This window comes from Clostridium sp. JNZ J1-5 (assembly GCF_053901425.1).
This window is the reverse complement of record NZ_CM132773.1, coordinates 2,918,947-2,934,407: the sequence shown is the minus strand read 5'-3', so window position 1 is coordinate 2,934,407 and position 15,461 is coordinate 2,918,947. Positions and strand designations below refer to the sequence as shown.

Below are 15,461 nucleotides of genomic sequence, written 5' to 3'. Positions count from 1 at the left end.
GTGAATATATAGCAAAACATCACTAAAAATATCTATATATATCTTTAATAATTTAAAATTAAAAAGTAGAATTATAATTTTCTACAATTCTACTTTTCGCTAACAAATATTATGTTACATGTTTTAAACTTCCTTTACTTGTATCCATTTTTCTTATCTCTTGCTTCATCTTCAATCTCTCTTCTCATGCCATTGAGAGCTTCTTTTCTCCTTGTATTCTTCTCAGTTAATGTTTTCTTCATTTTTTCATCACTTGTTTCTGCAATCATTTCCTCTGCAAGCTCACAGTTTTCGATAGTTTTATTGATATTATATTGAATTCTATCTACATTATCTCTTCTATCATCTGGTTTGTTTTTCATAGATCATATCTCCTTTAATATAAAAAATATAGTTTTAATAGACAAACACTTCTTTTTTATTATTGCTAGAAATATGTTTTCTATACTTTTGTAATAATAGCTGAAGAATAATGTTATAAAAAATAATTACTTAAATAAATGCGGTCTTATACAATAATTAACCATATGATTTTTTTTAAATTAGCATAAGCCAATGATATCTTTATTATCATTGGCTTATTTATTAATATTTAAAATATTTTTTGCCCACCTTGGCATATTTTTATCCTTCCAAATAAGTTTACCATCTTTAAAATTTATTATCTCTTTGAGCATTTCTGTATTATCATATATATTTATTTCATCGCAAATTTCAATAATATCATTTAAGTTATTTATTGAATCAAAATATCTTCTTTCAATAGCCTCACTTGGTATACCATGTCCACCTTTACTTACCCTTATTCTTACTCTTTCCTTTGCAATTTCAACACTTTCTACACCTATATAATTCATTACAACATAAAAGTTTTTTTCTTTTGCCATCTTTATATTTTTAATTATACTTTTACCTGATAAAGTAGTTTCTTGGTTAAAAGATACTCCTTGTGAAATATAACTTTTTATAAGTTTCACAGCTTCCCTTGCACATTTTATTTGAAGATTACTATCCTGCCACGAACCAATGCGAGCTACCATTTCATCAGTATTTATTCTTTTCTCATACTTCTTTTCATTATAATAAATTGACTTATAAATCGATGTTTTGCCTGCTCCATTAACCCCTGCAAATATTGTATATGTTGGCATAATTATTTACCTATTACCTTTGCTTGTTCTCTTTGCAAAACTATATTAGATAAGGCCATATAAAAATCTTGTTCTTCTTTTGTCTTTGCGCTCTTAAATAAATTCTTTAATTCACTATATGAATAATTCAAAAATATATCATATAATTTATCCTTTTTATTTTCCATATCTAATACCTCCTAACTCTAAGTATTTATATAATATTATATACCAATAAATTTAAATAATAAACATAACTTCTATTTAAAATTTCAGGTTTAATTTTTGAGCAAATATCAATAAAAGCTACATCAATTATGTCTAAACTACTTAACTTTTATATTCACAAATACAATAAATCCTATTATATATGGAATAGTTGCAAGGCTATAAAATAATTTATATTTTCCATTAACAAAAGGAAGGAAAAATATTGAAATACCAAAAATAATAAGGAAGATTCCCATATATCTAGCTAACTTATCTTTATCTTTTATCCCACCTTCTTCATAGCCCGCAATAAAAAATAACTTTTTCTTTCCCCAAATGAGATAAGCTAGTATAAAAAATAAGAGTGCTACACAACCTGAAACAATAAATTCCATAAACTCAATATCTCCTTTACTTGCTAATTTAGTTAAATTATTAGTATTAGAAACGGAAAGGGTATAGTCTAGTTTAGCACTATACCTTAAACTCGCTTATTATTTTTTAAAAAATTAAAGGAGATAATTTCTAGATATCTCTCCATTTTATAATTTCATTATTATTTCTTATCTTTTAATTTTTTCATAGTATTCACCATGAATCCACCTTTAAATCTTCTTGCTTCATAAGAAATAATAAATGCTTTAGGTTCATATTCTTCGATTATTTGTAGCAGTTCCTCTTCTCGACTCCTCTTTGTAAGAATATCTAGGCGGTATCGCTTACTGTCTCTACCTTCTCCTTCGTATACAGTTACACCGAAACCTTCCTCCCTTAGGTGGTTAATAAGCTCCTGGTTTTTTCTTATCAGATTCACCATAATATTGTTGTATCCAATTGCAAGCTTGTTCTCAATTGCTCCTCCAATCAGTATACCAACACCAAATCCAACTGCATACACAAGCATTGCTGCTGGTCCCTTTTTTCCACTAAATACAAGAGACAGGCCAAATACATATATTAACGATTCCATAAATCCAAGAAAAGATGCTGCCAGTGTCATGTTTTTAACAAGAAATATTGTTCTAAGAGTAAATATGGGCACATAAATCAACTGCAATAATAAAATTAAAATAATCTCCCGCATGTCAGTACTCCTTTATTTTAATCTGCATTATTAATGATAGCATACTTACAGTTAAAACTCCATTATAGTACTATTTTTCATATTTCACCTTATAGTCAGCAGCTCTATTTAATTAATTATTATACTATATCTTACTTTTAGATTATTATGTTAAAAATTTTTTGAACTTTTTTCTTATGTCTACGTTTAATAGTTGATTGATAAAAAAGTATTTCTAAAATATCTTTGCTATGTGTATATAAATATCAATATATTGTATAGGGGGTTTTCTGTTATGGTAAGTATTTTGTCTATTTCTTTTATGATAATATCTGCCCTTATTGCATTGTGTATTGTAATAGGAGCCTTTATTTACTTTCACAAGAAAGAAAAAATATCAATTAAACCTGTTATTGTTGGAATTGTTACTTTTCTATTCTTTACTCAAGTTTTAGAAAAGTCTTTGCATATGGTAGTAATGAAAAATAATCTTTTTACTACTGCTATATCTTTTACTATTTATGGCGCATTGGCTGCTGGCATCTTTGAGGAAGTTGGAAGATTTATTATGTTTAAAGTTTTCTTAAAGAATAATCGTAAATGGAAGGATGGTATCGCATTTGGTATTGGTCACGGAGGTATTGAAGCAATATTCATAGGCGTAATTTCAACTATTAGTTCTATTGCTATGGCTGCTTTAATTAATGCTGGAACTTTTGAAAAAACCCTTGGAAGTAAGCTTCCTCCAGAATCTATTATTCAGCTTAAAGCAACCCTTACAGGCCCTTCTCATGTCTTTTTAGCAGCAGGCTTTGAAAGAACTTTTGCTTTTATTATTCAGATTGCTTTAACTATGACAGTACTCTATGCAATAAGATCTAGAAAAATTATTTATCTATTTGCAGCAATTATTTTACATGCACTTATTGATGTACCTGCAGCTCTATATCAAACAAAAATTATAACCAGCCTTTGGGCTTTAGAAGGCTTTCTGCTAATATACGCTGTAATTGCTTTATTATATATTATTAAATCAAAGAAGATATTTAGAGATGCTAACTTATTATAGCTATGAACTAGGCATAGTACCTATAGGACTATGCCTAGTAATAGCTTGTATATTTCTCTAAACTATCCCTTCACTAACAATTTCCATTATCCCTGCTGGCATCTCCTTTAGCCTCCAAATAAAACTAATAGGAGTATTTCCACTATGACTAACATATTCAGCTTCTCCAAGATAAGTATAAGGAGCAGTTACTCCATCCTTTTCATAAATTTATAAACTGCATTGCCTTTTTTTAAAACAACATCCTCAACCTTATTATAATCCATAGTTACCTTCTCTTTATAGTGACCTAATATTACTTACTATCTCCAAGTCAAAAGAGGTTATGAAAACATTTGTTCCAAATTTGTAGTTTTATTTATATCTCCGTATTGAAAACAAAAACAGACTACTCTTAGTTCTTTTTAGAGTAATCTGTTTTATTACCTGATAAATAAAAACCCTATAGTATTCTTTATAGGTAGCTACTTTTTTATTAAATCAACAATTATCGCAGTAAGTAGTGAGACAATAAACTCAACTATAGAAATAACAGAAAATACAATATATACAATATCTTCAAATCCAATAGAAAAATATTTTCCTTTGATAAAAAAAGCTGCACTTAGAACTATAGAAGTTATAGCTGGGATGTATTTAACTATTCTTCTATTGCTAAAATATTTGCTCAATAAAAGCACAACAATAACAAATATTAAACTGATAATTAATACACTTATATAAAGTCTTATATTATTCACTATATTCCCTCCATAAAGAACATAATATTTCCTTTTCATTTTATTTTAAGTGACTATCTTTTTATTTACGAACAACTTCTGGAATTGTACCATTTTTCGTGGGTAACCTGGTACCTTTGCGAAGGAATGCAGGGACTAAGCTTACTTTGTAAAGCCTAGCTAAAATATCTCTCTATATCTTTAATATTTTTCATATCAAATATGTCAGTAGCTATTACATCTATTCTAACTGTTTTTTAATATTCTTACCTCATTTTTATAAAATATATTGAAGCAGTATCTTATATATTGACTTCTTTCTTTATCAAATTTAAATCCCTTGGCTTCTAAATCTTCTAGTATATACCTATCTAAAATGTAAGCACCTCTTTCTTGTAATTTTCTACACTCTTCTTTATTTAAATTAACTTCATAATTTTCTATTGCTATCTTATAATTATCTTCATCTATATTTAAATTGGTTGTAAATCCAAACTCTTGCTTTAAACAATCTAAAACATGGATGAGAAACTTTTCATTCTCCATATTTTTGGCCATATATCCTCTTATAAATCCAGTAGTATTCATTTATATACCTCCATATCTATTATTAATAGTAAAATATAAAAAACCTTCTCATCTAATAAAGACAAGAAGGCATTAATCTCTCATTGACATCACCCCTTATCATAATTAGCTGAACCACCTTACGAATAGCAGGTTGGTATAGGGTCATAGAGCTAATCCTCTACCCTAATTCTTTATAAGGAAAACTTGTATTTAATTGTAATATAATTATAACACATTTTAGTTAATTTAAGGTAGTGATTTTAAAAATAAATCGTCAATTGATCAAAAATAGCCTAACTCTGAAAACTCATAAATAAGCCAATCTCCCAGACGCTCTAAAAATGATTCTATATTACTGTGTCCTCCTTCAATTATCTTGCTTGCAGCAATATTATTCTTAACTACAAAGCGACACCTTCATTAAATATAAAAAAATAGATAGCCACTATTAATTTCATTTTAAGTGACTATCTTTTTACTTATAAACAACTTCTGAAATTGTGAAATTCTTCTGGTGGAACCTGTTACCTTTGCGAAGGAGTGGAAGGACTGAGTTTGCTTCTTTCTAAGTTTAAAAATTTAAAGTGGATAAAGAAGCTATATATTTTCTTCATAGAGTTTTTCAAATCATAGGTCCAGTACCTAAGTACTTTTATATCTTGATTTAAATAATTAATGATTTGCCAAAAATTTATAAGTCAAAATTATACATATATGTTATAATACCAAGTGAAATATAGCAAATATTGCTGCTATTGATATATATTTGTAACAACTTACTGCAAAAAGTTATTACAAATTAGCTATTTACGAATAACAAATCTTTATGAGAAAATATTAAAATTATATAAAACTCAATAAACATTTAAGGAAGGATAGTATGAAGAACCTAACTGAAATAGATAATATACCGTTCCTAGAATCGGATATAAATATTAAATCCATCGATATTGACTCACCTAAGGAATCAATACTTGCTAAAGATATCTTAACAGCAAGTGAAACTGGATTAATTAATAATTTAGTAAATTCAAATTTAGCATTGAGACCTAAGCTTATAATAAATGATTACAGTAAAGGCAGCAAAGTTTTAAGCGATGTTGCTTCGGAACTTGTAAAATGTGATGAATTCATGATGTCTGTAGCTTTTATTACTAGCAGCGGTGTAACACCTCTACTGGAAACTTTAAAGTATTTAGAGAGAAAAGGTGCCAAAGGCAAAATTCTAACAACAGATTATCTAAACTTTAGTGAACCAAAAGCTTTAAAGAAGCTTTTAGGGTTTTCTAATATTAGTATAAGACTTTATAGCAAAGATAACTTTCATACCAAGGGATACATCTTTAAACATAGTGATCATTATAGACTTATTGTTGGCAGTTCAAACTTAACTCAAACTGCATTAACTAAAAATAAAGAGTGGAATATAAAAATATCTTCTCTAGAAGAAGGCTCTTTAACAGAAGAAGTATTAAATGAATTTCAAGCTATGTGGAAGGAAGCTGAGGATTTAACTTTAGAATGGATTGAAACTTATGAAGATATATATCTAAAACAAAGAGAAGCTGCTAGAAAAAGTACTGTACCAAGAATTTCGCAATATACATTAAAACCAAACAAAATGCAGGTATCTGCAATCCAAGCCTTAGATAAGGTAAGAGAATCTGGAGCTAAAAAGGCACTATTAATATCAGCCACTGGTACTGGGAAAACTTATTTATCAGCTTTTGACATTAGAAACTTCTCTCCAAGAAGAGCCTTATTCATTGTTCATAGGGAACAGATTGCTAAACAAGCTTTAGAAAGCTATAAAAATGTCTTTGGTGATACTAGAAGTATGGGCATCCTTTCAGGTAACTCAAAAGATATACACAAGGAGTTTATTTTTTCAACAATACAAACTTTATCAAAAGATGAAGTAATGCTAAGCTTTGGTAAAACTGATTTTGATTATATAGTTATAGATGAAGTTCATAAAGCTGGTGCTATGACCTATCAAAAAATTGTAGGTTATTTTGAACCTGAATTTTTATTAGGTATGACTGCTACTCCCGAGAGAACTGATGATTTTGATATTTTTAAAATGTTTGATTATAATGTTGCCTATGAAATTCGTCTGCAGCAAGCTTTAGAGGAGGACTTGCTATGTCCCTTCCATTACTTTGGAATTACTGATATTTCTGTAGATGGTAACGAACTAGATGATTTTACAGAGTTCAAATATTTAGTTGGGGACCAAAGAACTGATCATATTATTGATAAAATAAATTTCTATGGGCATTGTGGTGACAGAATAAAAGGATTGATATTTTGTAGTGATAAGAAAGAAGCTAAGGAGTTATCTAATAAGTTTAATGAACGTGGTTTAAGAACCTTAGCCTTAACCGGTGAAAACTCCCAAGAGGAACGTGAGGAGGCTATTCAGCGATTAGAACAAGATGAAAAAGATAATTGTTTAGATTATATATTTACAGTTGATATTTTCAATGAAGGTGTAGATATACCAGCAGTTAATCAAGTAGTTATGTTAAGAGCTACTAAATCCGCTATAATTTTTGTACAGCAATTAGGCCGTGGTCTTAGAAAATTTAATAATAAAGAATATGTTGTTATTATTGACTTTATAGGAAACTATACTAATAACTTTTTGATTCCCATAGCACTTTCAGGGGACAGAAGCTATAACAAAGATACTATTAGAAAATACGTTATGGAAGGTAACAGGGTAATTCCTGGCTGCTCTACAGTGAATTTTGATGAAGTCTCTAAGAAACGTATTTTTCAATCCATAGATCAAGCTAACTTCAATGATATTAAACTCATTAAGGAAAGCTACAATAATTTAAAACAAAAATTAGGTAGAATTCCTAGATTAAAAGACTTTGATTTACATGATTCCATTGATCCTGTAAGAATCTTCGGTAACAACGGCTTAGGTTCATATCATAAATTTTTGACTAAGTATGAAAAAGAATATAATGTAGAGCTTACCCCTATACAAAAATCCTTTATAGAATTTATTTCTAAAAAGCTTGCTTCAGGAAAAAGAGTTCACGAATTAGAAATGATTAAATGTGCCATTAATTATAAATTTGGTTTAATGTCTAAGCTAAAAGAAATCCTTAAAGAACAATATAATATTAATTTTACAAATTATACAGAGACCTCTGTAGTTAACGTACTTACAAATGAATTTCCTAGCGGAAGCAGTAAAGAAACCTATAAGAATTGTATATTCTTAGAAAAACATAATGAGGATTATAAAACATCTGAAATCTTTATTGAACAATTAAATAATGAGGACTTCAAAGAAATAATCCTAGAAACAATAGAATTTGGCATAGATAGGTATAAGAAAAATTATAGCCAACGTTACATGGATACTAATTTTCAATTGTACCAAAAATATACTTATGAGGATGTATGCAGACTACTTGAATGGGAAAAAGCCGAAGTAGCTCTAAATATCGGAGGTTATAAGTTTGATAAAAATACCAAAACCTATCCTGTATTTATAAATTATAATAAGTCAGATGATATTAGCGCTACTATAAATTATGAAGATAGATTTGAATCCACATCACAATTAATTGCTATATCCAAATCTGGAAGAACAGAAACTTCTTCAGATGTTGTTCAAGCATATAATGCTGAAAAAGATGGAGTTCAAATGAGTTTATTTATAAGAAAGAATAAGGATGATAAAATATCAAAAGAATTTTATTACTTAGGGAAAATCAAAGCTATAGGAACCCCTAATCCGATTACTATGGCAAATACTAACAAAACCGCTGTAGAAATAAGATATCAACTATATACACCAGTAAGAGAAGATCTTTATGATTACATAATTTCATAATCGATAATGATACAAAAGTGATATTTCTTCTAAATTACCTCAATTTAGATAATATCACTTTTACTTTATATTTTCTTAAGTTTTTCAACTACTAATATATCTGCTGGAACCCACTTGAGGTTATCTACCTCATCTAAGGTTATCCATTTAGCATCATTATGAGCATTTAAGTGCAGCTCTCCACCGCAAATTTCACATATAAAACAGTGCATTGTAAGATGGAAATTTGGATAATCATAATCAACAGTAGTTAAATATTTTGATACTTCAATATCTAACTCTAGTTCTTCTTTAATTTCACGAATAAGTGCTTCCTCTTGAGTTTCTCCAACTTCCATCTTGCCACCTGGAAATTCCCACATATTTTCAAATTCGCCATAACCACGACGAGTAGTAAATATTTTTTTATCATGTTTTATAATTGCTGCAACAACTTCTATTGTTTTCATATGTATCCCTCCCCAATAACTATAAATTATACTATAAATATATAGAGAAATACAAATTATGCTTACTTTTAATTTTATTCATGGACAACTTCTGAAATTGTGAAGTTTTTCGATGGTAACCAGGCACCTTTGCGAAGGAGTTGGAAGACTGATCTTCTTAGTGATAATATTGATTAATCTAAAGATTCATATCTTCTTACAGCTTCTAACTTAAATTCTGCACTATATTTATTTGACATATACCATTCCTTTCACTTTTAGCATAACACGAGTTTACCATGTCTACCAGAGTGGGTACGAGCCAATAATCTTGATCATAATTAACTAAATAGTATGAGAAGTTTTCCAAAATATTTTTTAAATATTCTTTATCCTACTTTGTTTAAATCTACTAAATTAGATGGATATGCATTATAGTTATTAATATTGTTTATATCTTTCATAACTCCTCCCATTGTTATAACCTATAAACTTTCCTAAAATATATTATTCATTTTTATAAATCTCTTAAATGACTATTATAAGCTTCTTTCGGCTCGCACCGAATACTCCTCTGAAGATTCTTTATTTTTAAAACATCAATGCCTGTCATAATTTTCTTTAATTTAATCTTTAGTATATATTTTATATTCTCCTTATACTATATACTTCTCTATACTTTCTTACTCCTCACCATCTTCACATGTTCTTTCTTAACCTCCTTGTCCAAAATATTAGCCCTTTTTATAATATTGCAAATATTAATTACTTCCTTCTTAGATATTGCCTTATCTGTGTACTGTCTTATTGTTTTTTTCAACTGACTCATATAAACTACATTGGACATCTTATTCTTTAAAGTAGCTTTAGTACTAAATGCTACAATAGAATAATAAGGAATGTCTTTACCTATAAGTTCCTTTAGCGCATTTATATGTCCTTTATTTTGAAATATAGGGTTAAAGAACTTATTTTTTGTTCTTTTGTTTAAAACTTGAGTCCAATATTTATCATTTTCTTTTCCAAAAATCCAACCAGCATAATTTTTAGTTTCTATTACAAATATCCCATAAGCTGAAACAATAATATGATCAATTTGAGTTGTTTTACCATCTTTTTTTCTTATCATTATATCATTTAGTACTTTATATTCTTCTGAATCTAGGCTAGACAATAAACCACCTACTGCCGTCTCTCCTATTTTTCCCTTAACCTTAGGTAAGCTTAAGATAAAGACTATTATAGCAAGTATAATTAAGTAAATCATAGTTCTTTCTCCTATCAATATTAGTTGTATATTAGATTATAATATTTCAATACTTCTTAAGAATTTTTATACTGATATCTTAATATTTTCCTTCCAACCTCCTTCTATAAAACTCCCTTTCTCTAAGCTCCACAGCATCTTTAAAATGCTCTAAAAACACTTCGTTAACTTTAAACTCTTCAATTTCTTCATTCAAGCAAAACTCTTCTCCATCTCTATAGAAAAAATTACTTGAAGATTGTAATAAAAATTTTGTAGGATTATCCTTAGCTAGTTTTATATAATCTTTCTTCTCCCAGCTCTTATAATCACTAGTAGCTTTATGCCTCGCTAGGTCAACTCCATTAGATCCTCTAGTGTAAAATTTTACAAAATTTCTATAAATGCCCTTTATTTACTAGAAAATTATCATATATTGCAAAAGCAAAAGCATTTTCTGCTATGTATTTTTCTTTAGGATAATTGCAAAATAAACAACTCATAAACTCCTCCGAAATCATAAATTCCTTTTAAATAAAATAATTATCATATTTTACACTTACGTGTATATTTTACCATAAAAAACTGGACACAAATCACCTACTTTAAAAAATTTCTACATTAATTCCAAAATTTATTTATATTGTTATCTAAAAGAAAAAGTTGCTGTAGAATTTTATCTTTCTACAACAACTTTTAACTATCTAATTAATTTTTTACCAACATCTCTACAATCTCTTTTTGTCTTGTCTCCAGCACCTTTGCTGTCCAACTAACATTCTGCTGTATAAATACTTTATTTCCATGAAAAGCATCTATTCTTTGTTTTAAATACCTTTCTTTTTTCTCTTCAAAGTCCAAGTTGCTTAATTTAGAATTTTTCTTCATACTGATTAGCACTAAATTAGCTATTCTATGAGTCCAATAATTTCTTTCCTCATCAGTAAAATCTTGAATCCATTTACTATCCTTATCTGGATTCTGCGGTAGCACATGCTCTACACTTATGTTTTTATAGCCTGATAAATGCACAGTATTGTCTCCCATTAAATATTCTAATTTCAATAAAAGATATCTTCCAAACCTTCTTTTATATACTTCTCCATCTATTAATTGTTTATAGAATTCTATATCTATCTCAAACAAATCCTTGTCATTTAACATATTATCTAAATCTTTAAGGTCTGTTCTTTCAATAGCATTTAAAATTCTATTCATTGCTTCTATTCTATATGTAGGACTCTGCTGGCATATCCAATCCCCTGCAAATTTGTATTCAAGCTTCTTTAAAAATTCTAAAAGTCTTTGCATTTTAAACTTGCTATAGTAATACATTAATGGAGGTATCCAGTCTTCTGAAGGTAATCCTATTTTCATAATAGTTATTAAATTTTTATACTCATTACTTAAATGTAAGTTTTCTAAGTCAATTATTTCACTATATATTTCATCATACTTTATCAAAAGCTTAATAGTTTCTTTTCCCATTTCTAATTTGCCTTTTTTATATATGTTTTTTTCGAATTCCTCCAATAGATTAGCTCTTGCTTTTTCTTTAACTAATATGGTTCTTATAAAAGCTAAGAATCTATCAAAGTCCTCACCATATTTTCCCTCTATTTCTTCCCAAATAGCTGCATATTTTTTAGCTTCATTCCGATCCTTTATTTTTCCTATATTAGAAGATTTAATTATATCTGCACTGGTTAGTGGGATTCCTCTATTATTTAATATAGTAAACAATCTAAAAGCATCTTCCGTGTTATCTGTGGAAACATATATAAATAGGGCATTATTAAGTAGGAAACCTGCAAATTCCTCTAAGTTATCTTTTCCTTTTAATATATCTCTTATGGTTAAAATAGCCTTTGACATATTCGATATAGAAATATTTTCTTCTAATGCTTTTTCATTTAACTCTTCTGATAAGGTTCCATCTTCGCTTATGATAAAATCATTTATAAATTCTTCTACGTTGTCTCTTATTTCATAGGTTATTCTCTGTCTAGAAGGTATCTTTTTAAGCTTGTTCTCTTTCTGGTAGATCATATCCTGAAGTGTCATTTTATAATCTCTATCTGTAAGTATATCTCTCATTACAGCAATAATCATAAAAAAAGTTGTTAATCTTTGTTGTCCATCTAGAACTTCATACTCTGAAAACTCTTCATTATCTTTTCTCTTAAGCACTAAAGATCCTAAAAAATATTCATTCTCCGGCTTATTTTCAAAGGCAAAAATTAGATCATCTAAAAGCTCTGATACATTATCCTTTTGCCATACATAGGAACGCTGATATTCTGGTATTACAAACCAAAAGTCCTGAGAGAAAATCTTTTGTAATACTTCCTTGTTAGCATCTATCTTTCCACTAGTCATAGCTTGTCCTCCAAAGTTCAAATATTGATACCATTTTTCTTATATTTATTATATCTTATTTTATATATCCATTGGTAAAGAATTTTAGCAAAACAAATTATGTCTACAACCTATTTGCGTTCCTTGGAGATTATCCCAATAATAAAACCATCGAAAACTTCATATAGTTAAAGCTAATATGATTTAATTTGCAAAAATCCTTAATTTTCAGTCATAATTATCTCCAAAGGATACTTGACCAAATTTTCAGAATATTGTATGATTTATTCATAAATTAAATCATTCCAAAAGAAATTCATAATAAGAAAGAGGTGATACCACCACAATATTAAAGCACATAATTTAAATCTAACTACCCCATTGCAATTCCTCTTTTAAGAGGGTTAATATATACATTATATAACCTATAAAAATAGCTAAAAGAGAGAATCTAAATGGATATGAAATTTCAAGTTTTTGAAAGGAGTGTTGCCAAAAATTGCAAAATGAATTACCACCACAAATAACAAAGAGTTAGAATGATATTGTAAAGTAATTATTAATATCATTCTAACTCTTTATGTCTATTCCACTGATTTATTGATTTGTTTTTTCTCAGCTGGTACCCTTTTCCCCTTAGATATCCTATCTATAAACTTTGTTGAATAGGCCAAAGTCCTTGTAGGACAAGTATCTACACAGTGTCCACAGCCAACACATCGAAGCTCTGAAACCTCTTTACCATCTTTTGCTTTGCCTTTAATGTCAATAGACATAGGACAGGCTTTATTACATTCATTGCATTGAATACATTTTGTATTATCTGTAGTAATCTTTTGATCGGCTGCTTTTCCAAGGAAGCCTAATAGAGTTCCTAATGGACAATAGTGGCAATATCCCCTACCAATAAATGCTATCCAAAAAAATATAGCCATTAATAATTCTGTAGTAAGGTATTTATAGTTTTCTACCTTACCTATCACCTGAAGACTTCCACCTAGTGGTGCACCTGATAAAAAGAGTACCCACCAAAGTGTAAAAAAGATAGCAATAGCCAGAAATACCCATCTTAAAACAGAAAAGATTTTAAGCTTTCTTTTATTTACTTCTTTCTCTTTTCCAACTAGAGGTATTGCCGGACCAAATACTTCTGCCGCAAAGCCATTAAAAAGGCATAATGTAGAACACTGCCATCTCCTGCCAAACAAAAGTGTGCCTAGAATAACAATAACACTTATGCATACATAAAATATCAAAGCAGCTGTTATCCCTGCAGCACCCCAAACTAGGAAGCGACTAGCATAAAAAGAAGATTGGGAGCTTAATAATTGCAGAGGGGTTGTTGTCCAAGGCAGTGGCATTGTAAAAAAGTATAATTCACTATTGTTTAAAAATAGTGGAACTGTTATGTGGACAACTAATGCGGATACAATAAAACCAATTAAGTTTCTTTTTCTCATAGTAGTTCTTTTGGACTTGCCTAATATCCTTAAGGTAAGAAAACTATATATAACTATAAAAAAAGTTTTAATCCAATTTTCGTAGAAGTGCCAAAACCATGTAATAGAAGCTGCAACTGTTGGAGTTGCCTTGCTGGCATAACCATAATTTAACCCTGCAATTACTATACATAGAATAATGTATATCCATAAAATAATTTTAAGTATTTTTAGCTCTATAGTTTTATTATCCCCCATTTTTATACACTCCTTTTATAAGTAGTGATATATTTGATTACTTAAATAACTTTTTAAGCAGCTTAAAAACATCAAAGGTGGTTCTATTATAAACCTTATTATAAGCATACTTTTTAGGATTTCTTAACCACCCATAACCCCTCGGCATCTTAAGTCCCGCTCTGTGGACTATTTGTCTTTTTAAACTAGTCCTTGCTGATATTCTTTTGCTAATACTTGGCTTTCTTATACCAAATTTCATAAACTCGCCCCCATAATTTTAATATTTAGCTCTGTATTAGATGAACATTGATTTTTACATTCATTTAAAACTCTCCATAATATAATTCTGTATAACCATAAATACTTTAATATCTATCTTCTCGTCAGACTCAATTAACCTTTTTGCTTCTTCTTTAGATAACAAGAAAACTTCAATATCTTCATCTGCTTCCAGGTAATCTTTTGATATCTCACCTAAACAGCTGCAGTAAACTAATGCCGCAGATTCATCTGTCATACCTGTTGATATGTATGCCTTTTTCTTGGTTTTATCATAATCAATTTCTATTAAATCAAGACCTGTTTCTTCCTTTAGTTCACGTTTAACAGTAGTTTCAAAATCTTCTCCACTATCTATAAGCCCTGCTGGAAGCTCATATACATAATCATTTAAAGGTACCCTAAATTGTTTTATAATCACTAATTTATTTTCATCTATATGAGTAGCTACTATTATAACAGCATCTATATTATCCTCAATTTTATTAAAAAATTTATTATTAATTGTACCTAAATCTTTCCTTGAGGCAATAGACCAATTTCTTGAATCTCCATTTTTATTTGTATACTCTGCATCATAAAGTTTTAAATATTTTGTATCTGCTAGTACATTAATATGATTTACTCTTGGTTTGCTCATATCTGTGTCTCCTTTAATCTATTAAGTATATCTCTATTTTAACATACAAAACTGGGCATATATTATAACTTTAAGCAATTTCTATCCTCCATTACAAATTCTAATGTAAAATTCAAATTATAGATATCATTTAGAAACTTTTATGTAAGCTTATATGTCAATATTTATGATATAATTATATATATTGTAAGCTATATAATATTATTTTATA

The 15,461-nt window shown here is 28.6% G+C and carries 15 protein-coding genes; 2 read left to right on the top strand and 13 right to left on the bottom strand.

Annotation, left to right across the window (positions count from 1 at the left end; all coding sequences use genetic code 11):
* Window positions 1-134: 134 nt before the first annotated feature.
* The 5 genes from tlp to ACWW38_RS14130 form a co-directional block, all read right to left on the bottom strand.
* Window positions 135-362, bottom strand: coding sequence for a small acid-soluble spore protein Tlp (gene tlp, locus ACWW38_RS14150; protein WP_456258170.1), 228 nt, complete (start codon window positions 360-362; stop codon window positions 135-137).
* Between the two features lie 216 nt (window positions 363-578).
* Entirely contained in the window at window positions 579-1,151 is a 573-nt protein-coding gene (locus ACWW38_RS14145; protein WP_456258169.1) for a zeta toxin family protein, read from the bottom strand.
* Window positions 1,152-1,153: 2 nt separating this feature from the next.
* The gene (locus ACWW38_RS14140; protein WP_456258168.1) at window positions 1,154-1,318 is read right to left on the bottom strand and encodes a hypothetical protein; all 165 of its coding nucleotides are present in this window, start codon (window positions 1,316-1,318) and stop codon (window positions 1,154-1,156) included.
* Between the two features lie 138 nt (window positions 1,319-1,456).
* Complete coding sequence (locus tag ACWW38_RS14135; protein ID WP_456258167.1) at window positions 1,457-1,735, bottom strand: DUF3784 domain-containing protein; 279 nt, start codon at window positions 1,733-1,735, stop codon at window positions 1,457-1,459.
* Between the two features lie 161 nt (window positions 1,736-1,896).
* The gene (locus tag ACWW38_RS14130) at window positions 1,897-2,424 is read right to left on the bottom strand and encodes a DUF2179 domain-containing protein (RefSeq protein WP_456258166.1); all 528 of its coding nucleotides are present in this window, start codon (window positions 2,422-2,424) and stop codon (window positions 1,897-1,899) included.
* Between the two features lie 274 nt (window positions 2,425-2,698).
* Here ACWW38_RS14130 and ACWW38_RS14125 point away from each other — a divergent pair, with 274 nt between their 5' ends.
* Window positions 2,699-3,472: a YhfC family intramembrane metalloprotease gene (locus tag ACWW38_RS14125; RefSeq protein WP_456258165.1), complete on the top strand. Its 774-nt coding sequence runs from the start codon at window positions 2,699-2,701 to the stop codon at window positions 3,470-3,472.
* A gap of 464 nt (window positions 3,473-3,936) precedes the next feature.
* On the opposite strand, the gene ACWW38_RS14120 is transcribed toward ACWW38_RS14125, so the two are convergent.
* Window positions 3,937-4,212, bottom strand: a complete 276-nt coding sequence (locus ACWW38_RS14120) for a hypothetical protein (protein ID WP_456258164.1) — start codon at window positions 4,210-4,212, stop codon at window positions 3,937-3,939.
* A gap of 225 nt (window positions 4,213-4,437) precedes the next feature.
* Window positions 4,438-4,779: a hypothetical protein gene (locus ACWW38_RS14115; protein WP_456258163.1), complete on the bottom strand. Its 342-nt coding sequence runs from the start codon at window positions 4,777-4,779 to the stop codon at window positions 4,438-4,440.
* Window positions 4,780-5,641: 862 nt separating this feature from the next.
* Here ACWW38_RS14115 and ACWW38_RS14110 point away from each other — a divergent pair.
* Window positions 5,642-8,620 carry a DUF3427 domain-containing protein gene (locus ACWW38_RS14110; RefSeq protein ID WP_456258162.1) on the top strand — a complete coding sequence of 993 codons (2,979 nt, stop codon included), beginning with the start codon at window positions 5,642-5,644 and terminating at the stop codon, window positions 8,618-8,620.
* A 65-nt stretch (window positions 8,621-8,685) separates the two neighbouring features.
* Here the strand turns inward: ACWW38_RS14110 and mutT are convergent, their stop codons facing one another.
* The 6 genes from mutT to ACWW38_RS14080 form a co-directional block, all read right to left on the bottom strand.
* Window positions 8,686-9,069: an 8-oxo-dGTP diphosphatase MutT gene (mutT, locus tag ACWW38_RS14105; RefSeq protein ID WP_456258161.1), complete on the bottom strand. Its 384-nt coding sequence runs from the start codon at window positions 9,067-9,069 to the stop codon at window positions 8,686-8,688.
* A gap of 652 nt (window positions 9,070-9,721) precedes the next feature.
* Window positions 9,722-10,315: a nuclease-related domain-containing protein gene (locus tag ACWW38_RS14100; protein WP_456258160.1), complete on the bottom strand. Its 594-nt coding sequence runs from the start codon at window positions 10,313-10,315 to the stop codon at window positions 9,722-9,724.
* A 687-nt stretch (window positions 10,316-11,002) separates the two neighbouring features.
* Window positions 11,003-12,673, bottom strand: a complete 1,671-nt coding sequence (locus tag ACWW38_RS14095; RefSeq protein ID WP_456258159.1) for a DUF262 domain-containing protein — start codon at window positions 12,671-12,673, stop codon at window positions 11,003-11,005.
* Between the two features lie 563 nt (window positions 12,674-13,236).
* Window positions 13,237-14,349 carry a 4Fe-4S binding protein gene (locus tag ACWW38_RS14090; protein WP_456258158.1) on the bottom strand — a complete coding sequence of 371 codons (1,113 nt, stop codon included), beginning with the start codon at window positions 14,347-14,349 and terminating at the stop codon, window positions 13,237-13,239.
* 37 nt (window positions 14,350-14,386) lie between these two features.
* Window positions 14,387-14,590, bottom strand: coding sequence for a hypothetical protein (locus tag ACWW38_RS14085; RefSeq protein ID WP_456258157.1), 204 nt, complete (start codon window positions 14,588-14,590; stop codon window positions 14,387-14,389).
* 60 nt (window positions 14,591-14,650) lie between these two features.
* Window positions 14,651-15,250 (bottom strand): NUDIX hydrolase, encoded by a 600-nt coding sequence (locus ACWW38_RS14080; RefSeq protein ID WP_456258156.1) that lies wholly within the window; start codon window positions 15,248-15,250, stop codon window positions 14,651-14,653.
* Between the last annotated feature and the right edge of the window lie 211 nt (window positions 15,251-15,461).